Origin of the sequence: Formosa sediminum (genome assembly GCF_007197735.1) — a bacterium.
GTDB classification, from domain to species: domain Bacteria; phylum Bacteroidota; class Bacteroidia; order Flavobacteriales; family Flavobacteriaceae; genus Formosa; species Formosa sediminum.
In genome coordinates this window covers 3,303,302-3,326,127 of sequence record NZ_CP041637.1, presented here as the reverse complement: position 1 = coordinate 3,326,127, position 22,826 = coordinate 3,303,302, and the positions used below count along the sequence as shown (strand labels likewise).

Sequence of the window (22,826 nt, the reverse complement as noted above, 5' to 3'; positions counted from 1 at the left end):
CGAAAAAAAATAGCAAGGGTATTAATTTTCTGTTTTACTAGATTTTGTTTTAGAAAATTTCCAAACAATAGCTGCTATGGCAATACAAGGTATAATGAGCCAAGCCCATTCCCCCATAAATGTTTCATGAGTGTGATGTCCGCCAGGATGAGCTAATATAAATTGAGAACTACATATCGTCAATAATAATACGCCTAATGTTTTCATAGTTGTTATGTTTTTAAAAATTAGAATTAATAGTATTTAAAACCTGATACGGTGACTGATTGTTCGCTTTTGCAAGGCGTTCTACATCATCAAATTCAGGTTTACTTTTTAACTGTTGTGTAGGTGTCGTGCTTTCTTTTACTAACACCTCTCCAAAAGGAGTTTGTTTTGTTTTTTGTATTCTAGGTAATTCAATACGGTCTATATTGTAATAGCGTACACCAATGGTGCTGGTTGAATTAAAAATATAGTTGGCTACTTCTGTTAAATTAGATTTAGGCAGGATGACGCTGAGTAAAAATGCAAATCGTCCCTTTTTCATAAGTTGTTGTGTAATACTAAAGTCTACAGCTCCAGCCGCTAATAAGCCGTCTTGAAAAGAAACGCCTAAATATTCTGGAGACATATCGTCTATAGAGGCCTCTAGTTGTAAATAGGTATCTTTTTCTTGTTCAACTTCACTTTTAAGTAACGAAATACGCACCACATTGGCATTGTGGAAATTCTTTTTTCCAGGGCCATAAGCTGTTTTAATAGTAGTATAAGCGGTACTTTTAAAATCGGGATTTAAATATTTTAAAATGGCAGCTCCAGTTGGTGTAATTTTTTCACCTTCTTCGGTACCAGGGTAAATAGGCATGCCTTGTAACAATTCTGCAGTAGCAGGAGCAGGAACTGGCAACATACCATGCTGAGTTTTTACAATACCAAATCCGGTGCAAATTGGTGTACAATACACTTTAGAAATATTTAATTGGTCTATTAAAACTGCATTCCCAACAATATCTATAATAGAATCTACACCGCTAATTTCATGAAAATGAATGGTTTCTAAAGGCATATCGTGAATTTTAGATTCTGCTTGGCCAATCATTAAAAATATGTCATGAGCAATTTTTTTAGCATTGTCGCTTATGTGCGCATGATCAATAATCTTCTGAATATCGCTTAAATGTCTATGAGCACCATGACTGTGGCTATGCTCGTGAGTATGTGAGTCATCATGACTATGTGTATGACTGTGATTATGAGCATGAGTATGTGCGTGGTTGTGACTATGGGTATGACCATGATCGTGATTGTGCTCGTGACTGTGGGAGTGTGAGTGGTCGTGATCAGGTTCTTTTCCAAGGTTTAAATCTATCACCTCTACATATTGACAATTTATACCATTCTTGTCTACTTGTTTAATTTCTATTTTACCATCTGGTAAATGTAGCTTTTGAGGCAAATCGCGTAGTACCTCATAATCGCCTAGCAAGGCGCTAAAAGCACTCAGGAACATATTTCCTGATAATCCTGAAAACGCTTCTATATATATTGTATTCATTGATTTTCTACTAATTTCAACATTCTAAAAGCACTCATGGCTGCTCCATAACCGTTATCTATATTTACTACTGTAATACCGTTTGCACAACTTGTTAGCATGGCATGTAAAGCCGTTTCTCCATGTTTAGCAGAGCCATAACCTACAGAGGTTGGTACTGCAATTATGGGCTGAGGCAAGAGTCCGCCAACAACTGTTGGTAGAGCACCTTCAAAGCCAGCAACAATAATTAAAATATCAAATGTTTTTAATAGTTCAATTTTTGAAAGCAACCGATGTAAACCAGCGACTCCAACATCGTGAATTACGTGCGATTTTACACCCATATACTCTAAGGTATAATAAGCTTCATTGGCCACACCAATATCCGAACTTCCGGCAGACACAATACCAACTTTAGCGTTGTGGTTTTCAATTTTATTTATTGGATAAAGCATAAAAATACCTGATTCATCATCGTAAAATGCGGTACGATACACGTTTAAAAGTACTATTGCTTTCTCCTGTTGTAATTTAGTAATTAATACATTTTTATTTTTTTCAGAATAGTCTTCTAATAATTCTGATAACAATGCCGTACTTTTTGAAGCGCCATAAATCACTTCTTCAAAGCCTAAACGTTGCTTCCTGTCTTTATCTATAATAAAGGCTTTATCCATTTAATACACGATTTAATTTTCCTGAAACAAAACCCTCTTGGTCTATTTGTACTTTAGAGAACCCTAATGCTTTTATCTCTTTAGAAATAACATCAAACTGACTCTCTAATGAAGATAAATCGGAAACAGGAACTTCTATAGAAGCCTCTTCTCCGAGATATCTTACGCGTACGTTGTTAAACCCGAATTGATTTAAAATATATTCAGCTTGCTCTATTTGTTTTAGTCTTGTGCTATTTACTGCCGTTCCGTAAGGAATTCTAGAACTTAAGCATGGGCTTGGTGGTTTTGCAGCTGTTTCTAAGCCTAATTCACTAGCCATAGCTATCACTTCTTTTTTATTAATATTTAATTCTGCTAAAGGTGAACGGATGTCGTGATTTTTTGCAGCTTCTAAACCTGGACGATAATCGCCTAAATCATCTAAATTGGTTCCATTTAAAATGGTATAATCTGGATATTCGGCTTTTAAAATATCTACCATAGCTTCATAAAGGTGCGTTTTACAGAAAAAACAACGATTTGCCGGATTAGCGGTGTAATTCGGGTCGTTTAATTCGTCTGTTTTAATCACTCTTAGAGTAATGTCGTGCGTGTGGCAAAAGTTTGTAGCGATTTCGAAATCTTTTGCTTTTAGACTTTCAGAATTAGAAATTAAACCAATAGCTTGAGCTCCTAATGCTAACTTTGAAGCATACAATACTAAAGACGAATCTACACCTCCAGAAAATGCCGTAACAGAACCTTTATGGTCTTTAAACCAATTTATAAGTAATGGTAATTTAGACATAAGTTTTAGTCTTTTATCAGGCATTAATATACCTAAAACGTTAAAAATTAGGCTCTGTGTCCTGCTTTGTCTACAGTAATAACTTTAAAATTTCCTGTTTCATGAGTAACAAAAGTAAACGGTTTAGACTTTAATACTTGAGGTCTATGTTCTACTTTACCCACTACGGTATCATCTAATAAAATTTCATAATGAGAAATAGCATCTGCAGCAGCGTAAGCCGTTTGCCAGGTAATTTTTGTTTTACCGTTTATAGTTTCTTGTTTTATGTCTCTAGGAGGCGTTAAACCTACATTGTCTAACTGAAAGAAATTTGTGCGTTCTCCAGCTGCTTTTGCTGTTTTCGCTTCAATACTACGTCGTTTTTCTTGAGACATAGCATCTGGTTTTACTTGCGCACCGTAATAATTTTGTGTTAATTGACATTTTAACGGATCATCATCTATTTGACCAATTCCTATAATAAGCGTATCTACTCCAGGTGTGGTTAATACATATTCAATAAGTTCGTTACTTGGTAATTCTGGAGAACCAACCTTACGGTAGATTTGATCTGGTCTTCTAGAAAACCCTGGGACTTCTTTATACATGGTTCCTGCACCAAAAACTTTCATACCAATAACACCTATGCCTTTAGCTTTTGCAAGCGGAATAACGTTATGTTGCATATTGAAATATAAATGATCGTTAGAGTTTATGGATACTAATAAAGCATCAAGTAAATCATACTCATCACGTTGCATAAAATCAATCATGGCTTCAGGGTTTTTATGACCTGAAAAACCAATATGTTTTAATAACTTTTCATTTTTAGGATTAGTACCTGTAAAATTAGTACCATCTCTAAAATCTTTTAAAACAACTAAAGCTCCAAAGTTTTCATCTGGTTTAATTGGCGTTTCAATACCTTTATATAATATATCGTTTTCTTCAACAGCTTCTAAGGCATGAATTAAAACAATATCTACGTACGAACCTTCTGGATAGTTCCCTTTGCCATCACCAAAAAGCTGAGTCATGGTTCTTCTAATATCATCTGCAGCAGTTTGCACATCTTCACCATTAGATTTGTTTCTTACATTTTCAACTTCTTCCCATCCTGGTTTTCCCCATCGCATTAATGTTTTACTTGTAATGGTAATGGATTCTCTAAGTTCTTTATCGTAATTCGGTTTTCCTGGAATTAAGTTCATTTTTTCAAACGCCGAGTGATAATGTAGTTGGCTTAAGTCATAAACATTAGAGGTGTCGAAATAGTTAATACCTAAATCGAAAGCTTTCGTTATTATAGAAACAGGATCTACATCTTCAGGCGTCCATTGTATAGAGGCTTGCCCTCCTAATCCTAATGTTGTGACCTTATTTTTCATCCGGCCAAAAGGTCTGAGCATTGGTGCTGGTGCTGAGTCTGAAAAACTCATTCCTAATGGAAGAATGACAGCTCCAGCTGCTGCCGTACTTGTGAGTCTTAAAAAATCTCGTCTAGTAACAGGATATTTACTTTTCATAGCGTAATTTTTTTTGTTGAAGTTAAAGAATCTATTGTTTAAGATTAATTATTTTAACATCATTACAAGTATTTTAACATGAATTTAAGGTTTTGTTGTCTTGTAATTGTATTCTTACTTTTTTTGTAGGAAAAATTTTCTGTAATCTCGATATTTTTGAAAACTTTTTTTAACGCATTTGAAAAAATATTTAACTCAATAGTAATATGTTTAAGTAATTAAATTAGGCTTAAAACCATTTATTTTGTTTTTAGTTTACTCAAATATTCTTTTTATTATGAATAAGACTCAAGATTATAATAATGCTTATAATATGTATTGGTATGAATTATTCGCATATGCAAATAATATCTTGAGATCTCGAGAAGCTGCAGAAGATATTATTCAAGAAGTATTTTTGGATTTATGGAAAAGGTTAGACGATTTGTCTATAGATCATTATAGAGCGTATTTATATAAGGCTGTTAAATTTCAATGTGCAAAAAAATTACGTAGTACACCTTTTACAGAAATTATGCTCGAAAAATTAGAAGGGACATTAAATAATGATGAGTCTGAAGCTATTAAAAGTATAGAAGAAAATAAACTACTACTTGTACAAAAAATAGACATACTTGCTCACGATGTGCTTCCAGAGCGTTGCCTTTTAATATTTAAACTCCGTTTTAAAGAAAATTTAAGTTATAAGGAAATTGCTAACCGATTAGATATCTCTACAAGCACAGTTGATAATCAGATTAATAAAGCTTTAAGAATATTAAGGGAATCTGGGGTGTATAATTCCGAAATGGTACTGTTTCAAATCTTATTAGCCGGTTTAACATTAGTGTAATGTTAATTAAGTGTTAGCTAGGTTAATAAACCTTTAATAAGTAGAAAATAAATAGGGGAACAGTATTTTTCTGGTACTTCATAGTAAAGGGAGCTTATCCTTAATTATTATACTATGACAGAAAAGGAATTTAAACGTATTTTAAAAAAATACGAAACAGGTATTGCATCTCAAGAAGATATTAAACTTATTGACGCCTTCTTTGAGGCTATGAATAAAACGGGAGATTCGCCTAAAGAATTCAAATACAATCTAGCCTTAAAAAATAGAATTCATCAGAACATAGAGAAAAAGAAACAGCCTAAGCGTTTCTCGAGAATTGGTATTGCAGCTTCAATTATTATTCTACTTAGCTTTAGTCTGTTTTTTATGTTGAAATCAGATCTGTTTAGTACAAATAAATCAGAATACTTAATTGCTAATATTATAAAAACTACACCTTCAGGAACTCAAGAGAGCGTGCAATTACCCGATGGTACTATGGTTATTTTAAATGCTAATAGTACTTTGGAATATCCAAAGGTTTTTAACGATTCAATTCGTTTTGTAAAATTAAAAGGACAAGCTTTCTTTAACGTTACTAAAAATCCAGATCAGCCATTTGTTATTAAAACTCAAACCGTTTCTACTAGAGTGCTTGGGACATCTTTTAATGTTACAACTTTAGATTCTATTGTAGAAGTTATTGTAAATACAGGATTGGTAAATGTTTCGTCTCAAACCAATTCTGTATTAGTAAAACCTAACCAGAAAGTTACCTATAATAATAACACGAATACTTTAAGTAAAACTGCCGTAAATGCAGAACTTAATACATTGTGGTGGAAAGAAGAAGTGGTTCTAGAACAAGTTAAGATTCTAGAATTGGCTAAAGCTCTTGAGCAAGTTTATAAGATCCCATTTGTGATTACTAATAAAAACATAGAGCAGATGTATTTCTATTCCTTAAGAATACGTAAAGATGAATCTTTAGATGATTTAATATCTAGAATAAATTTTATAAATGAAGTAAAACTAATTAAACATAATAGCATGATTGAAATAACAAAAGATTAATATAAAAAGAGAGGTTTGCGGCCACAAACCCCTCAGAATAAGCATTGAATTTAAAAAAAAAATAAAAAAACCAATACTAAATTAAATGAAACATTCATTTAGGAAATTATTCCTATTAGCTCTGTTTATATGTCTTATAAGCAGCTATCAAACTTATGGTATGTCTACAATCATAACCAATACAAATGTTACGCTTAATGAACGAGGCGCTACACTTGTACAAATTTTAACTAAAATATCAAAAATAACTGATTTCAATATTACTTATGGCGATTTTATTGCTAAAAATAAGAATCATTTTAATGCTGTTTACACTAATCAACCTATAGATGCTGTGCTATCAGATTTGGGGCAACAAGCACATTTTAGCTATAAAATAAAAGGTAAAGATGTATTAATAGGGCATTTAAATAACTCTCAAAAAACAGTAAAAGTCACACAGAACTTTAAAGTAGAAGGTTTAGTAAATGACGAAACGGGTTTTCCGCTACCAGGTGCAAATGTAGTTGAAAAGGGCACTACAAATGGAGTGACTACAGATTACGACGGAAATTTTACCCTAACTGTTTCTACAAGTCATGCTATTTTAGTAGTGTCTTATTTAGGATATGCAACACAAGAACTGCCTCTTGAAGGCCAGTCTCATGTCTCTATTAATTTGGATGTTGATGCAGCAGGGTTAGATGAAGTTGTTGTGGTTGGTTATGGGAGCGTAAAAAAGAGCGATTTAACCGGAGCTGTATCTTCAGTGAGCTCAGATGATTTGGTTGCTTTTCCAGTAACCGATGCTACTCAGGCGCTACAAGGTAGAGCCGCAGGAGTAACCGTACAATCTACAAACGGAGCCCCAGGTTCTGATTATAGTATTCAGATACGTGGAAATACTTCAATTAATGCAAGCAATAATCCGCTTATAGTGGTAGACGGATTTATTGACGGTGTTATGCCTCCTCCAGAAGATATTAAATCTATTGAAGTGCTTAAAGATGCCTCGTCTACTGCGGTATATGGAGCTAGAGGAGCTAATGGTGTAATACTTGTAAGTACAAAACGGGGTGTAGAAGGGAAAGCTCAATTCAGTTTTTCAACATCATATTCATCTCAATCTGAAATAAATAGATTAGATCTTCTTAATGCCGATCAATTTACAGATTATATTCAGGAAATAGATCCAGACTTTGTACCAGAGTTAACAGGTACTGGTACAGATTGGCAAGACGAAATCTACAGAACTGGTGCGGTTCAAAATTATCAGCTTTCTGTTTCTGGAGGTTCAGAAAAATTAAGTTACTACGTGTCTGGAGCAGTATTTGATCAAGAAGGTGTTGTAGAAGATTCAGATTTTAATCGGTATTCTTTAACCACAAATTTAGACTTGCAAGCGTCTCGGGCTGTAAAGGTAGGGACTAGCATTTTTGTACGACGTACAAATAGTAATGGCGTTAAAAGTCAAGAAGGCGGAGATGCAGCACAAACAGGTGTAATTTCTGGAGCATATAAATTTTCTCCTACACAAAGTATAACAACTGCAAATGGAGATTATGCATTAAGTGTTATAGGCTACCCTATAGATAATCCTTATGCGCTCGCTACAGAATATCAGAATGAAAAAAAATCAGATTTATTTCAAGGAAATGTATATGCAGAGATTGATATTTTAAAAGACTTAAAATTAAAATCTACTTTAGGTGTTAGTGTAAATGATTCAAGAATAGGACAGTATTATCCAACTACTTTAGATCGAGGTAATAGTGTTGGTGGGGAAGCTACTCTTACTACTAATAAAAGTACAAGTTTAATAAGTGAAAATTATTTAAACTACGCTAAGGTGTTTGCAAAAGTTCACGATGTGGCTGTTATGTTAGGGTATTCTTATCAAAACGATAATTCTGAAGACACTAGTGCTTTAGCTTCAGGATTTATTTCAGATTCATTTTCCTATTGGAATTTAGGTGCTGGTGCTAATGCATCTGCTGTAGATTCTGAATGGTCTGAAACAACTTTCGAAGCATCTTTTGGTCGTGTTAACTATACATTAAACAATAAATATTTATTCACATTTACTGGGCGTAGAGAAGGGTCTTCTGTATTCGCAAAAAATAATAAATACGGATTTTTTCCATCAGCAGCATTTGGTTGGAAAATTTCAGAAGAAAATTTCTTAGCAGATTCTCATCTTATTAGTATGCTTAAATTAAGATTAAGTTATGGTGAAGTTGGGAATCAGGCCATAAGTCCGTATCAATCTTTAGCATCATTTACAGATGTATTTACTACTGTACAAGGTAATGCAGTAAATGCTATTCGTCCGTCTACACAATCTAATAACGATTTAACTTGGGAAACCACAGCGCAAACAAATATTGGAGTAGATCTCGAAATTTTAAGAAATAGATTCGGTCTTACAGCAGACTATTATATGATGCAAACAACAGATTTGTTATTTAATGTGCCTACACCAAATTATACCGGATTTCAAACTCAACTTCAAAACATTGGAACGGTAGAAAATAAAGGTTTTGAGTTTGCAGCGCATGCTAACATCTTTCAAGGTGCATTTAAATGGAGCACATTTGCTAATATCTCATTTAATAAAAACGAAATTATAAAGCTTGTTGAAAATGATACCGAAGGCAATGATATTTACTATTCTTCTAATCCTCTTTCAGGTGGCGGAACTTCACAAATATTAAGAGAAGGTGAATCTGTTGGTGAATTTTGGGGATACATTTACGATGGTGTAGTACAGTCTGAAAGCGAAGTTCTTGTTGGTGGTGAAGCTGTAGGAGGCGAGAAGTTTAGAGATTTAAATGGCGATGGCGCACTAACAGACGATGACCGAGCTATAATAGGCGATCCTCATCCAGATTTTAATTGGGGATGGAATAACGATTTTAGTTATAAAAATATAAATCTAAATGTTTTTGTACAAGGATCTCAAGGTGGAGAAATTTTAAATTACACGCTTATGGAGTTGGGTGCATTAAATGGAAGAACAAATGTGACTACCGCTGCACTAAACCGTTGGACGCCGGATAATACAGACACAAATGTACCTCAAGCTAGAGTGAGTAGGAGTTATGTTACATCTAACAGATGGATTGATAATGCAAGCTATGTAAGAATAAAAAATATTTCTCTAGGTTATAATTTGCCAGAATTACTATTGTCTAAACTACAGGTGTCTTCAGCACGATTTTATATAAGTGGTCAGAATTTATTCACATTTACTAATTACAAAGGTGTAGATCCGGAAGTGTCTTATAGTAATTCAAGCAGTAATTTAGGATTAGATTATGGTAGTTATCCAAATGTAAAATCGTATACCGTTGGACTAAATATTGGATTTTAATAGTTCACAATTCTCAAAAATATAATTATGAAAAATATATTAAAAATGGTTGCATTAAGTCTGTTCTTTTCTACAGTAAGTTGTGCAGACTTAGACGAAAACCCTGTGGGTACTTTAACACCGGAAGGATTTTTTAACACTATAGATGACGTATATCCTATGATAGATGGTACCTACGGGCTTATGGCATCTTCTAGTTATTATGGTGCAGGGCTTACAGTGCCTTTACAGCTAATGAGTGATATGGTAGATAATGGATATGAATTTAGTGATTACACCGAGTTTAGTCGCTTTTTAGTAACTCCTACTAATTCTTATGTATCAGATTTGTGGGCTTCATCTTACCAAACCATCTCGACTGCAAATACCGCAATACAAGGGATAGGTTTGTTAAATGAAGAGGTCACTGCAGAAACATTAGCAGCAGAAGCCGAGGCTAGATTTGTTAGAGCTTTTTTATATTACCATTTGGTTAGACTTTATGGGAATATACCGTATATAGATAGTCCAGATATTGTAGATCCATTAAGTATTCAATTGTCATCTGCAGAAGAAGTATATTCTTATATTATTGAAGATATGACTTTTGCATTCGAAAATTTAAATATGGCGCCTAGAGATAATGTAAGATCACGTCCATCTAAAGGCACAGCAGCTTCTTATTTAGCTTCAATTTATCTAACATTAGGGGAGTGGCAAAATGCTTACAATCAATCTAAGTGGGTAATAGATAATGCTGGCGAATTGAATTATGCTTTAGAAGTCGATTTTCAAGATTTATTTAGAAATAGTGAACAATGGGGATCTACAGAAAATATTTTTTTGGTAGATTTTACAAGTAATCAAACGGGGCAAAATCCAAATCCAACTACCTATGAGAACGATAATAAAATTGGTCCGTTTAATGGCGTAGAAGGCGGCGAATCTCCATTAGGAGGTTGGAGTATGCTTGTACCACATCTTAATGTATATAATACTTGGAATGCTAACGATTACCGCCTAAAAGTAAGTATGACAGATGCTTTAATTTTAGATGATGAAACAGGAATTGTTAGAGCATATACAGATTTTGAAATTCCTAGACCACATATAGCTAAATATACAAGATTTCCTGGCGAAGGAAGAACGACTGCGGGATGGCGATCTGATTTTGATTACGTAGCGTTTAGATATGCCGAGGTTATATTAATTGCAGCCGAAGCCGCAAACGAATTAGGATTTACAACCGAAGCAGAAACATATGTTAATCAAATTAGAAACCGTGCCAGACAAGGTGGTGTAATTGATTTTTATGGAGGCGATTTAGGAACTTATGTGTCCTCTGATTTTCCAGAAAATATACAAACGGGAATTTCTACTGCCGAATTAAGAACTCTAATTCTAGAAGAAAGACGTATTGAATTTGCTTTTGAATGGAAAAGATGGTACGATATTGTGCGTAGAGATCTGGGTAGTGAAGTATTTGGGATTAACGGATTAGAACCTCAGTCTAATTTTGAAAAATTTAGATACCTATTACCAATACCTCAGGATGAGATGAATAAAAATGAAAACTTTATCCAGAATCCAGGATATTAAATTTTGTTGTTTGATTAATTAAGGGGCATCTATTTTAAAAATGGTGCCTCTTATTGTATTTAAACTTTAACAAAAATTAAGTTTAAAGTAAAACGAAACCTATTAATTTCTGGAATATAAAGGTTTTTTGTGCGAATGACGTAGCTAATCTTATTGCCAGTTGTTACTGATTTCACTATATTAGTTCTAAACAACTAACTCGTTACCATTGAAATTACTTAAACATATAGTTTTTCTTATACTTTTTAGTGTAAAAGCAAACTATTATGCACAAGAATATCCGCCAATACAAATTTATTCGCCTATAGATTATGGCGCAGATAACCAAAATTGGGCCATTTCACAAGCCAAAAATAAAAACATATACGTAGCAAATAATAAAGGTTTGCTAGAATATAATGGTGCAAAATGGGAACTGTATGTGTCTCCTAATCAAACTATAATTAGAGCTGTTAAAGCCTAAATTAATAGTATATACAGTATTTATAAAGCATTTAGATATTGGAAATGTAACTCTTTAAGAGGTTTAGATTACGTACTATCACCTAATTAAACATTTATTTTTTAGATGAAGGTTTTAGAACATTGTAACAATAAATGATTTAGTACTTTTTTATATCATTACACCGCATTTATATTTTAATAAAAATAAATCTAAATTTTTAATTACCAAAGAGGTAATATTTATTGTATAATTAATGATTCATGCATAAATCCTTCCAAAGAATCATTTACGATAAGGTGAAACCATGACTGTGTTTTTCCTAAAATCTGCACAGCAGTTTTTGCTTTTATATCTCTAATTTTTTCTGCTTTTACATTTGGAGATACCCTAAGTTCATTTTTTGATAATCGGGTTTCACTAGTACTAAGTAATAAATCTGTTTTAAATTCAGGAAGAACGGTTTGTTTTACAAATGGCAGTGGGTTTATAGCGCCTTTACTTGTGTAAATACCAAAGTGTAGATGCGGACTTGTTGTTATTGCATTTCCGGTATTTCCCACAAAACCGAGTGTGTCTCCTGTCTGAACTTGGCGTCCTCGAGTTACAGCTATACTATCTAAATGGGCATAATATAACGAAGACCCAAAAAGACCATCTCGTAACCATACTTGCTTACCGCCTAAACCTCGATTGCCAGTATTAGAAATAAAACCATCGGTTGCAGCTATCACAGGAGTGCCTCGAGCAGCAAAAATATCAATGCCTTCATGAGTACGCTTACCACCACTTCTTGTTGCTCCCCAAAAACTTTGTATAGATGTATTGCCTTTACCACTTACAGGAAAAATTAATGTAGGCTCTGTATATAGTTTTAAATTAAAGTGAGTTTGATTTTTGGTATTCGGAAATACTACAATTTTATAAGTACCTGTATTAGTAACGTTATAAGATATAATGTTAGAAGCTGTAGTGTTAGATGCGATTGGTTTTTTAGAGATTGTAGAATCGTTTGTAAACGAATATAAATCCATAACTAATTGTAAGCTGTCTGTAGGTAAATTACATTCTATTTTTAAACGTTCACCTTGTTGTAAATCTATGGTGTAAGCTAAAATTTTTAATAGCGGAGTGTCTGCTTTAGATTGTATTAAAGCAGGAATTTGAAGAATTAAACCATTATTCTTTGCCGCTGAATAATGCTTTTCATAGTGTTTAACAATACTATCATCTTTTAAATCACGTTCAAAAACAGATTTAGCCGAAGGTTTAGTTATAGCATCTGTAATTTGTCGCGCTTGTTTACACGATGCTACTGTAATACAGGTTAAAAGTATGATTATAAGTTGTTTCATGTTTGAATTTAAACATAAACCATACCATATTTTTTATAAATTAAGTATAGGGTTATTCGTCTTTGTCTCTAAATAGCCATTTTCTAAAGATTAAAATACCATTTGTAATTTTTTTCTTTCTTGAAAAGACTACAGGAATAGCCATTGTTGCTAATAAAGCAATAAAAGCTGTTGTACCTAACGCGCCGCCATAACCTTTAAAGAAGGTGCTTTTATTAATATATATTATACTAAAAATAATTCCAGCTAAAATTAACCATTTGTAATGAGAAATGGCTTTAGATGATACCATACCTACAAAGGATGCTCCTATAAATGCGGTAGGTATGTTTTGGGTTAAATAGGAATTTAAAAGGTCTGGTAAACAATAAAAAAATAAGCTAACACATAATGATAATAATGCAGATGCTCTTACTGCGCCTTGTTTTAAATGTTCATTAACATAAAATGTTGAGGTCGCTCCCAAAATTCCGGTAATAATTATTATAAATGTGTTCATAATCCCAGCCATATATAACACCAATACACAAAAGAAACCATAAGTACTCCTCCAAAGGCAACCATACCTAATTTGCCTCCAATACCTAAGAAAATGCTTTTGGATACAAGTAAGAACACACCCGATAAAATTCCTGCTACAATAACAAAACTTATAGAAGGTGCTATTTCTACACTAGACATACCAATAAAAGATCCACAATAAATTGCTGGAGGTAATTTCTTTAAATACTCAGATTTGGTATTGAGTACTGGTAGAAATGAAGCCACTGTTCCTGTTAAAGCAGTAGATAAAACACCGCCCAATGCGCCATAAATATTTAAAAAATAACATAAAACAGCACCTATAGGCACCCAAATAACGACAAGAAATTCTTCATAAGTGTATTCGTTAAGATGAACATCTAAATATTTGTAACCTAACCACATGGTTATTATAATTAGTGCTATAATAATACCCGATTCCAAAGCATGTGTTTTGTATTTTTCTAAAACAATCATGATTGTAAATAGGGTTAGTACACACATGATTGCAAATTTGGAAAATACTTGAATGGCTTTGTGGGTTTTCTTTGAAGTTTTTAAACGATTTGAAGGTTTTGTCATGTTATGCTTTTAAGCATATCAATACATTAAGAAATCATAGCTATTTAGTAGTACATACTAAACACCATTTATTATAATAATATGAGTAATTAGTGATTTGTACTCTTGGAATTCTAAATTATAATACATGATTTTTTTGACGTAAAATAGTGTGTTATCTTTTTTTAGAATAACTTAAAAAGATTTACATACTGGCTAAATGTAAACACGTTTTTACAAGTAATTGATGCTTATTATTTTTTTTGCAAAGTTATAAAAAAATAAATTGAGCAGTCTAATTTCAAAGTTTTATAGACAAAGTTAACGCGGTATGACTATTTTTTTATTTAAAAGATAAAACCCATTAGTTTTGTTATTTATTAAGAATTACTAACCTTATTTTACAAAATACACTTTCTTAATTTTATTGTTTTCTATATGATAGATGGCAATGGCTTCTTTAATAGTATTTCCAAATTGTACACGTTCTTTATCAATTACAACATTTCCTTTTATTATGCGACTTTCTAATTCGCAATGTAAATTTGGAACATTTTTAAACAATTTACCATAAATTTCACGCATGGTGGCTTTGCCTTTATATTTTAAAGTATTAGGAAAAGTGTAAACTTCTACATCCTCTGCATAGGGTTCTAAAAAAGCTTCAATATTTCTAAAATTGTAAGCATTTAACTGGCGCTGAGCTAAATCTGCAGGAGAATCTTGCAATAATTCAGCGGGATTAAAAACGACTCCTTTATTTAGTATTAAGTTAATTTTGGTGATATTTTCAATCGAATCAATGGGATTAGCATCTAAAAGTAAAAGATTAGCTTTTTTACCAATAGTTACAGATCCAAATTCCATTTCTTTATCAAATATTTTAGCCCCATTTAAAGTAGATGCTTGTAAAATTTGCCAATTACTCATTCCACTTTCATGCATTTTTTTTAATTCGGCTAAATAGGATGAAGCATGTAGTGTACCTATATTACCTGCGTCTGTACCCGTAGCTATTAATATTCCGGCATCTGCAAGAATTTTTAGATTTACCATGCTTATAGAATCTGCTTTTTTTAAGCTTGAAATACTCTTTGGTGTATTAGAATGTGTTTTGTAGGTTTTAACCAAAGCCGAATCGGATAAATGTTTTAAATCTAATAAAGTACCTAATTGGTGCGGATCAGAAGTTCTTAATTCGTAATCACTCGGTTCTAAGCGTTGACCAAAAGTTTTTCTATAAGCACCATGTACTTGTAGAGTAGGAGATAATACGGTATTGTGTGTTTTTAATAAGTTAATAAATTCTGGAGTAATAACTTCATCTTTTACACTATGTACTAAAAAATCTGCACCATGTTCTACAGCTAATTTGGCTGTAATTTGTTGTACAGCATGTACAGCAACTTTTAAATTGTTTTTATGTGCTTCATCAATAATAGCTTTAACAATAGGCAAATTTTTACGTGCACTTTCTTCGATACTTAAACCGTCTCGTCCTGCGATATACCAAATTTTAATAAAATCAGGCTTATAAGGTAATTGAGCCTTTACACCGTTAATACCGTCTTCTATAGTCTGCGTTAATATAAAGGGTTCATCTTTTCCTAGATTAGAGTAGACTTCGGGTTCGTAAGTTGTTAATAAAGGCCCCGTCATTAAAATCTCTGGAGCGTAGGTTTTATCTTTAAATGTGTTACGTTGTTCTAAGAAGTTATATGTAGCACCAACATCTATTAAAGTTGTAATTCCATTTTGTAGATATCGTTTTAAAGTTGTTTCCATATCAGATTTGGCTAATGCTATTTCCTGATCGTAACTCCAATATTTTTGCAAATCTATAGCATCTGGACGTGTGTATAATCCGCCATTTTGAAAAAAATGAATATGAGAATCTACTAAACCAGGGATTATATATTTAGCTGTTCCATCTATAACTGTAGCTGTTTCTGGAATTTTTATTCTATTAGCTTTTTTTATATTAGAAATTAGATCGCCGGTAATTTCAATAGTTTGATTTTTTATTAGTTTTTGTTTCTTAACATCTAAGATTGTCACATTTGTGATATAAGTTTGGGCTACTACCGAAACGGTCGATAAGAAAATGGTTACTAGTAATGAAAACTTAATAGTCATATGTTTAAGATTTATTTAAGTTTGGTTTTGCATTTTTCCAACCTGCTGCTAGCTGTTTAGATAATTGTTTTACAATTTCATTTTGTGCCGTTTCATCTGCAATATTTACTGTTTCATAGGGGTCGTTAACACGATCGTATAATTCAGCATTTTTAAAATCACCACGTGTTCCAGTTGTATGATTCCATTCGTACCACTCTATATAATGATAGGATTTTGTGTTAATAGAATACCCCATATAGCGATTTCCGTCTGCAGCATGATTAGGTCGGCGGTGAAACTGACTAAATGCTGCTGTTTTCCATTCTCGATTAGGTTCCTTAATTAAAGGCACAAAACTACTTCCTTGCATATATTCAGGGACATTTATACCAGCAATTTCTCAAAGCGAAGGAAACATATCTACAAGTTCTGTAATTTCATAAGTTTGTTTTCCTCTATTTTCTTGATTAGGATATCTCACAATCATGGGTACTTGCAAATCAATGTTGTAATTAGTCATTTTTCCCCAACTGTTATGATCTCCTAATTTCCAACCATGATCTCCCCATAGGATTATAATGGTATTATCGTATATTCCTATATCCTTCAAGTGTGTAATTAATTTTCCAACTAAAGCATCTACATAACTTACACTGGCGTAGTAGCCGTGTTTTAAGATGCGTGTGGTGTCTTCACTCATTCTATATTCGGATTGTGGGTGACCAATATGGTTAAAACCATCGTAATGTCTTAATTCGTACATGGAGTTCATGGTATAGTTAGGAGCATTTTTAGGTACATTAGGATTGTTTGCTAGAGGAATTGCTTCAGGATCGTACATATCCCAATATTTTTTAGGCGCGGTAAAAGGTAAGTGAGGTCTAAAAAAACCTAATCCCATGTAAAAGGGTTGATCGCTATTAGCTAAGCGTGTTAACGTTTTTATTGCCAATTCGGTTTGTGCACCATCATAATACATGCTGTCGTTAACATCGGCAGCTTCCCAAGCTGGTCCTGTATTCCAGCCATCTGCATAACGTATAGGTTTTAATTTTAATAAAGAATCTCTTTTAATGGCTTGCGATTTGTTAACTTCTTCACTAATGTAATAGGTTTCTCCATCGCGATTTAACCAATCTTTACGTAAATATTTTTCTGGACGTAAATCTGGTTCGTCCCAAGAAATAGAATCTGGCATATAATTATGAAAAATTTTACCAAGATTAACTGTATGATAACCGTTTTTAGCAAAATATTGCGGCATGGTTACGGTGTTGGGATTAATTTTTCTAAACGCATCACCTAAATGCCATACTCGTGTAGAATCTGGTCTTAGTCCCGTCATTAAACTTGCTCTAGAAGGTGCACAAACGGCTACTTGAGAAAAAGTTTGTCTAAATGTCATTCCATCTTTTGCCAATTTATCAATATTTGGAGTTACAGCTATTGTATCTCCATATGCACCTAAAGTAGGTCTTAGATCATCTACAGATATAAATAAAATATTAGGTTTTTTTGGATATTTTTGAGGGTCTTTTTTTGAAGAGTTACAGCTTTGTATAGTTATTGTAAGTAATAAAAAAAGCGCATACTTTAGGGGAGTATTTTTCATAATGTATTATAATACGTAATCTTTTAACTCCTAAACTACTAATAATTGACATAATGATCATGATTTTTTAAACTCAATTTTATGTTATTTTATTACCCGAACAGTTGATGGTTAAAGGTATTACCTTGTATTTAAATACATTTAAGTGGTTTGTGTAAATTAAAATTTCGGTATTGATAAAATTTAAGTTTTAAAGCGGCACTATATTGTTATTACTTCAAAAAAAACCTTTATAAATTATTTTATTAATTTTTTTGATTTAAAGTGTAAGAATTTGTATTTTTGGTTTACCAAATTGGTTAACCAGTTTATTAAAACTATATACAAATGAAAATAACTAAAAGTACAATTTCAATTTTACTACTTTCAATTCTCTTTACAGCTCAGCTTAGTGCTCAGGCTTTAAAGACGGTAGTTAAAAACGCGCAAGAATTAGATCTTGCAATTAAATCTGCTAAACCAGGCAGTCATATTATTATGGCCAATGGTGTTTGGACGGATGTTATTATAAAATTTAAAGCTGAAGGAACAAAAGAACAACCTATTGTTTTGGAAGCCGAAACTTCAGGACAAGTTTTTATAGAAGGACAATCTACTTTAAGATTAGGAGGTAATTATCTTGAAGTTTCAGGATTATATTTTAGAAACGGGTATACTCCAAAAAATACAGTTATAGATTTTAGAACAGATGATGATACTGTAGCAAATCATAGTAAAGTTACTAATTGTGTTATTGATGCATTTACACAAGTAGATCGCGATTTTAAAGATCATTGGGTACAATTTTACGGAAAGCATAACGAATTAAGTAACTGTTATATTGCTGGAAAATCTAATCCAGGACCTACAATTCGTGTATTTTTAAGCGGAAATGAAAACATTTATAATCACCATCAAATTGTAAATAACTATTTTGGAGAACGTCCAAGATTGGGAGGACCTCATGGTGAAACTTTACAAATAGGAAGTAGTTTTACATCTATGACACCTTCTTACACAGAAGTGAAAAATAACTTATTCGAAAAATGTAATGGTGAAGTAGAAATTATTTCTAGTAAATCTAACTTTAACGAATTTAAAAACAACATCTTTTTTGAATGTGAAGGATCTTTAGTATTACGTCATGGTAACTATGCTAAAGTAGATGGTAACGTATTTATTGGTAATGATAACTCTACTGCTATTGGTGGTGTGCGTGTTGTTAATACCGGACACTGGATTACTAATAACTATTTTTACAAAATTAGAGGGAACGAATTTAGAAGCGCAATTGCTGTAATGAACGGTATTCCTAAATCGCCTTTAAACAGATATAATCAAGTAACAGATGTTGTAATTGCTTATAATACATTTATAGATAATTTAATTCCATTACAATTTAGTGTAGGTACTAATGTTGATAAAAGTGATGTGTTACCAGAGAGCGAAATTCGTTCTGCAAGACCAATTCGTACTGTAGTAGCAAATAACTTAATTTATAATCATGATGCTAGCGAAACAACTCAAATTTATGGTTATAATGAAGTAGATGGTGTTAAGTTTAAAAACAACATTACAAATAATAAAATTGAAGGTGATGTAGATACAGATGGCGGATTAACTCAAGAATCTATAGAGTTAACTAAATTATCTGATTGGTTTTATGCCCCTACAAAAGCATTTAGCGATGTATACAACGGTTATGATTTTAATACAATAGACAAAGACCTTTTAGGTGCAGAGCGAATTAATAACAAAGCAATTGGTGCTGTAACTTTTCCTTATAAGACAGATGGGTTAGTGAGTATTAACAAATCTGAATACGGACCAACATGGTATAAAGCAGCAGCTCCTAAAAAATCAAAAACCATTAAAGTAACATCTGCTTCAGCTTTAGTAAAAGCATTAAACACTGCAAATTCAGGAGATGTTTTAGAAGTTAAATCTGGATCTTACAAAATTTCAGAAACTTTAAATATAGATAAAGCCATTACAATTAAATCATCTAGTAAACGTCAAGTAAAAATTGAATATACTGGAGCTAAAGGTTCTGCATTATTCTTAATGTTACCTAAAGGAAATTTAGTTTTAGATAATGTAGCTTTAAAAGGAAATAACACACAAGATGCATTCTCAACTTTAGATAAAAACATGTCTATTGCATATAACTTAAGTGTAAATAATAGTGAAATTTCTAATTTCAACACTGTTTTGATGAGCTACAAAGGATCTTTTGCAGATACTATTGTGTTTAAAAACACAGAAATTTCAGACTGTGCAAATGGAATTCAATTAGCAGGAGAAGATGATGATAAAGGAGATTATAGTGCAGAGTTTGTTACAATAGAAAATTCAGTTTTTGAGAATGTAGATAAAAACGTGCTAAATTACTACAGAGGTGGTTATGACGAATCTACGATTGGAGGGACATTAGTATTCAAAAATAATACTGTTAAAGAAAGCGGTGCTAAAGAAGATAGTAAATTTTTATTACAGACTCGCGGAATTGTAAATTTAGACTTTAACGGAAATACATTTAAAGATAATCCTACACCATATGTAATTATCCTTTGGGGTGAAAAAGGACAAAAATCTGTAAATAATACTTTAGAGAATTCTGGAGAAGTTAAAACAGAGCAAAATTTAAAAATGAAATTAATGTATTAATTTATTCTAATTAATTTCAATTTAAGAGAGCTTACAAGCATAATGTTGTAAGCTCTTTTTTTTTATAGTATTTTGAAATGAAATGGGGTATATATTTCTTGAGGGATTACCTGCTATTAGATATCTTAATTTTATAAAATAATTAGTTTTAAGTTGTGTTTAAAATAATTTTAAATTTGCATTAAGGGAATTGCAATAATAATATATAACAAACTATTTTAATCTAGTAGTTTATAACAATACATTAGATAGGACTTCTTCTAATTAAAATAAAACACTATGTTGGATTTTCGTGTATTAAAATAGGATATTGATAGTCTTTTATAGTGTATTTATACATTTCAGTATTACAAATTAAAAAAACGAGTACTTCTTTAAGTCGTACAGCAATTCCTTGTTATAATAGAAAAAAGCTTATAGTATTAGTTTGTTAAATACATTGAAAGGCTAACCATAAAAGATTTAATAATCTAGAAAGTGCTATTCAAGAAGCTAAACATAGAGAAAAACCACACAATTGGAATTTGTAGTTTATAATCTTATTAAGAATTATGGTTTTACTTTAATTTTTTTAGTTGTTTTTCAGCTTATAAAAATAAAGCGACTTTGTAAAAACAAAGCCGCTTCTAAATACAAGTATGAAATGGAAAACTGAAAAAAACTACTTCACCTTGTTTTAATGTAAAATGTAGTTATACTGTAATACACACATATATTTTCTATCAGTTTCTTTTAAATCTACTTCAGAAAATAAAGGTCTATTTTGTATGTCTAAACTAAATTTAGAATAGTGTCCGTTTAAATACCAATTTAATCCAACACTACCTACAACCATATTTTCTTCTAAAGCATCAAAATCACTGGATTGTAAAACAACATAGGGTTCTAACTGACCCCAATCTGTTTGTTTACCCATTTTATTAAAAAGAATTCCAAAGTGTCCGTAAAAACTTTGTCCGCTACCTAAATACGGATAAGCGTTTCCAGATCCATTAACAATATTATAAACATTGTCTATTCCAAAAGCAGGATTATTTACTCCTACATTTCTTAAATAATTAGGTCCCAAATCATAATCAAAATAGCCCACATAACCATTTATAGCAGCCATCCAAGAAGTATTTACAGGTTGATCCCAAAACATATCTGCAGACCATAAATTCATATCGTGATACGTAGTTACAGCATTGGTTTCAGAATATAATGCGTTATGTTGATATTTAGCACCAATACCCACAGAAAGTAATTTCTTTTTTCCTAGATAAGTTCCTATAAAATTAGGACCACGATTGTTTTCTTTATCCAGAAAATCATATTTTATATACGTTGTATATTGTATGTTTCTATAATGATCTGTAAATTGGGCAACACCTTCGTCTGGAGTGGCAGGATTGGCTCCAGTATAATCAAAACTAAATGGTTTTATAAATACCAAACGGTAATTTAATGGTCCAATATCTCCTAAAAATACCAAACTAAGTTCACGTGTAATATCGTCTGTATAATTTAAAGTAGGTTGTGTAATTACGTTTAAATCGGTTTGCATCATAGTCGATGTAGATGGTGCAGCAAAACGTGACAATCCATCATAAGTCGATTTTCCAAATGAAATAGCAAATGGTTTTGATAGGTTATAAGTTGCGTACAGATCAAGAATTTTTAAATACGGAAAATCTTTACCTTTTTCGTTAAAATTATTCTCTCCAAAACCTAATCTAAACAAAAACTTATCTGAGTAGGTGAGGTTGGCACCTAATCTTAAACGTCTCACTGCAAATCCAAAATCGTCATTTTTGTAATCTCCATTTTTATCGGTACTTCCAGGGTTCCATTCTGTGTATTGAGCACGTGGTTGTATATAACCTCCAACTTTTACTTTTAAATTTGTATTATTAAAAAGTGTATAAGTAAACTTTGGATTAGCTGCTTTATTGATAACAGTATCTTTAATTTGAGAAAATACGTATTGCGGATTTAAAATTAATATGGCTATAAGAATTTGTAGTGCTCTCCAATTTATAAATTTACAGAAACCGCTAGTAAATAATGACTTAAAGTGATGTAGCTGTACGTTTTGCATTTAACTTAGTCTTTCAATTGAAATCGAGTAATAAAAAAGGGCTTCTTATTTCAATTCTTTTAAGAGTGCAAAATTCGGTTAACTATGCAATGTGCACAATGACTTATGTCATATTTAATTATAGATCTTTTTAACGGGATTTTTACTCTTAAAAATATAATTTAATTTACAATTAAAT

Annotated in this window: 18 protein-coding genes; 6 read left to right on the top strand and 12 right to left on the bottom strand. The window is 32.0% G+C overall.

Annotated features, from left to right (window positions below):
- Positions 1 to 21 precede the first annotated feature (21 nt).
- The 5 genes from FNB79_RS14685 to FNB79_RS14665 are packed head-to-tail and all read right to left on the bottom strand — an operon-like array spanning position 22 to position 4,494.
- On the bottom strand, positions 22 to 207 hold the full coding sequence (locus FNB79_RS14685) for a hypothetical protein (RefSeq protein WP_143382073.1): 186 nt from the start codon (positions 205 to 207) through the stop codon (positions 22 to 24).
- 13 nt (positions 208 to 220) lie between these two features.
- Positions 221 to 1,537, bottom strand: coding sequence for a nickel pincer cofactor biosynthesis protein LarC (gene larC, locus FNB79_RS14680; RefSeq protein WP_143382072.1), 1,317 nt, complete (start codon positions 1,535 to 1,537; stop codon positions 221 to 223).
- On the bottom strand, positions 1,534 to 2,196 hold the full coding sequence (gene larB / locus FNB79_RS14675) for a nickel pincer cofactor biosynthesis protein LarB (RefSeq protein ID WP_143382071.1): 663 nt from the start codon (positions 2,194 to 2,196) through the stop codon (positions 1,534 to 1,536). Before larB ends, larC begins: the two co-directional genes overlap by 4 nt.
- A complete protein-coding gene (gene larE / locus FNB79_RS14670; RefSeq protein ID WP_143382070.1) occupies positions 2,189 to 2,986 on the bottom strand; it encodes an ATP-dependent sacrificial sulfur transferase LarE in 798 nt (265 codons plus the stop codon). The genes larB and larE overlap by 8 nt, the downstream gene beginning before the upstream one ends.
- Before the next feature lie 47 nt (positions 2,987 to 3,033).
- On the bottom strand, positions 3,034 to 4,494 hold the full coding sequence (locus FNB79_RS14665; RefSeq protein ID WP_143382643.1) for an aldo/keto reductase: 1,461 nt from the start codon (positions 4,492 to 4,494) through the stop codon (positions 3,034 to 3,036).
- Between the two features lie 277 nt (positions 4,495 to 4,771).
- Here FNB79_RS14665 and FNB79_RS14660 point away from each other — a divergent pair, with 277 nt between their 5' ends.
- The 5 genes from FNB79_RS14660 (at position 4,772) to FNB79_RS14640 (ending at position 11,775) form a co-directional block, all read left to right on the top strand.
- Positions 4,772 to 5,326, top strand: coding sequence for a sigma-70 family RNA polymerase sigma factor (locus FNB79_RS14660; protein ID WP_143382069.1), 555 nt, complete (start codon positions 4,772 to 4,774; stop codon positions 5,324 to 5,326).
- Between the two features lie 114 nt (positions 5,327 to 5,440).
- On the top strand, positions 5,441 to 6,382 hold the full coding sequence (locus tag FNB79_RS14655) for a FecR family protein (protein ID WP_143382068.1): 942 nt from the start codon (positions 5,441 to 5,443) through the stop codon (positions 6,380 to 6,382).
- 160 nt (positions 6,383 to 6,542) lie between these two features.
- On the top strand, positions 6,543 to 9,734 hold the full coding sequence (locus FNB79_RS14650; RefSeq protein WP_185967782.1) for a SusC/RagA family TonB-linked outer membrane protein: 3,192 nt from the start codon (positions 6,543 to 6,545) through the stop codon (positions 9,732 to 9,734).
- A gap of 27 nt (positions 9,735 to 9,761) precedes the next feature.
- Positions 9,762 to 11,312: a RagB/SusD family nutrient uptake outer membrane protein gene (locus FNB79_RS14645; protein WP_143382066.1), complete on the top strand. Its 1,551-nt coding sequence runs from the start codon at positions 9,762 to 9,764 to the stop codon at positions 11,310 to 11,312.
- Between the two features lie 208 nt (positions 11,313 to 11,520).
- Positions 11,521 to 11,775, top strand: coding sequence for a hypothetical protein (locus FNB79_RS14640; protein WP_185967781.1), 255 nt, complete (start codon positions 11,521 to 11,523; stop codon positions 11,773 to 11,775).
- Positions 11,776 to 11,996: 221 nt separating this feature from the next.
- Here FNB79_RS14640 and FNB79_RS14635 read toward each other — a convergent pair whose 3' ends face one another.
- The 6 genes from FNB79_RS14635 to FNB79_RS14610 form a co-directional block, all read right to left on the bottom strand.
- Positions 11,997 to 13,109 (bottom strand): peptidoglycan DD-metalloendopeptidase family protein, encoded by a 1,113-nt coding sequence (locus FNB79_RS14635; RefSeq protein ID WP_143382065.1) that lies wholly within the window; start codon positions 13,107 to 13,109, stop codon positions 11,997 to 11,999.
- 52 nt (positions 13,110 to 13,161) lie between these two features.
- The gene (locus FNB79_RS14630) at positions 13,162 to 13,608 is read right to left on the bottom strand and encodes a hypothetical protein (protein ID WP_143382064.1); all 447 of its coding nucleotides are present in this window, start codon (positions 13,606 to 13,608) and stop codon (positions 13,162 to 13,164) included.
- Positions 13,605 to 14,213 (bottom strand): hypothetical protein, encoded by a 609-nt coding sequence (locus FNB79_RS14625; RefSeq protein WP_246073281.1) that lies wholly within the window; start codon positions 14,211 to 14,213, stop codon positions 13,605 to 13,607. The genes FNB79_RS14630 and FNB79_RS14625 overlap by 4 nt, the downstream gene beginning before the upstream one ends.
- Positions 14,214 to 14,588: 375 nt before the next feature.
- Positions 14,589 to 16,328: an amidohydrolase family protein gene (locus tag FNB79_RS14620; RefSeq protein ID WP_143382063.1), complete on the bottom strand. Its 1,740-nt coding sequence runs from the start codon at positions 16,326 to 16,328 to the stop codon at positions 14,589 to 14,591.
- 4 nt (positions 16,329 to 16,332) lie between these two features.
- Positions 16,333 to 16,698 carry a sulfatase/phosphatase domain-containing protein gene (locus FNB79_RS14615; RefSeq protein ID WP_394345114.1) on the bottom strand — a complete coding sequence of 122 codons (366 nt, stop codon included), beginning with the start codon at positions 16,696 to 16,698 and terminating at the stop codon, positions 16,333 to 16,335.
- A 12-nt stretch (positions 16,699 to 16,710) separates the two neighbouring features.
- Complete coding sequence (locus FNB79_RS14610; protein WP_143382061.1) at positions 16,711 to 17,922, bottom strand: sulfatase; 1,212 nt, start codon at positions 17,920 to 17,922, stop codon at positions 16,711 to 16,713.
- Between the two features lie 327 nt (positions 17,923 to 18,249).
- Between FNB79_RS14610 and FNB79_RS14605 the strand changes: the two genes are divergently transcribed.
- A complete protein-coding gene (locus tag FNB79_RS14605; RefSeq protein ID WP_143382060.1) occupies positions 18,250 to 20,568 on the top strand; it encodes a chondroitinase-B domain-containing protein in 2,319 nt (772 codons plus the stop codon).
- A 676-nt stretch (positions 20,569 to 21,244) separates the two neighbouring features.
- Here FNB79_RS14605 and FNB79_RS14600 read toward each other — a convergent pair.
- On the bottom strand, positions 21,245 to 22,648 hold the full coding sequence (locus FNB79_RS14600) for a porin family protein (protein ID WP_143382059.1): 1,404 nt from the start codon (positions 22,646 to 22,648) through the stop codon (positions 21,245 to 21,247).
- Positions 22,649 to 22,826: the final 178 nt, after the last annotated feature.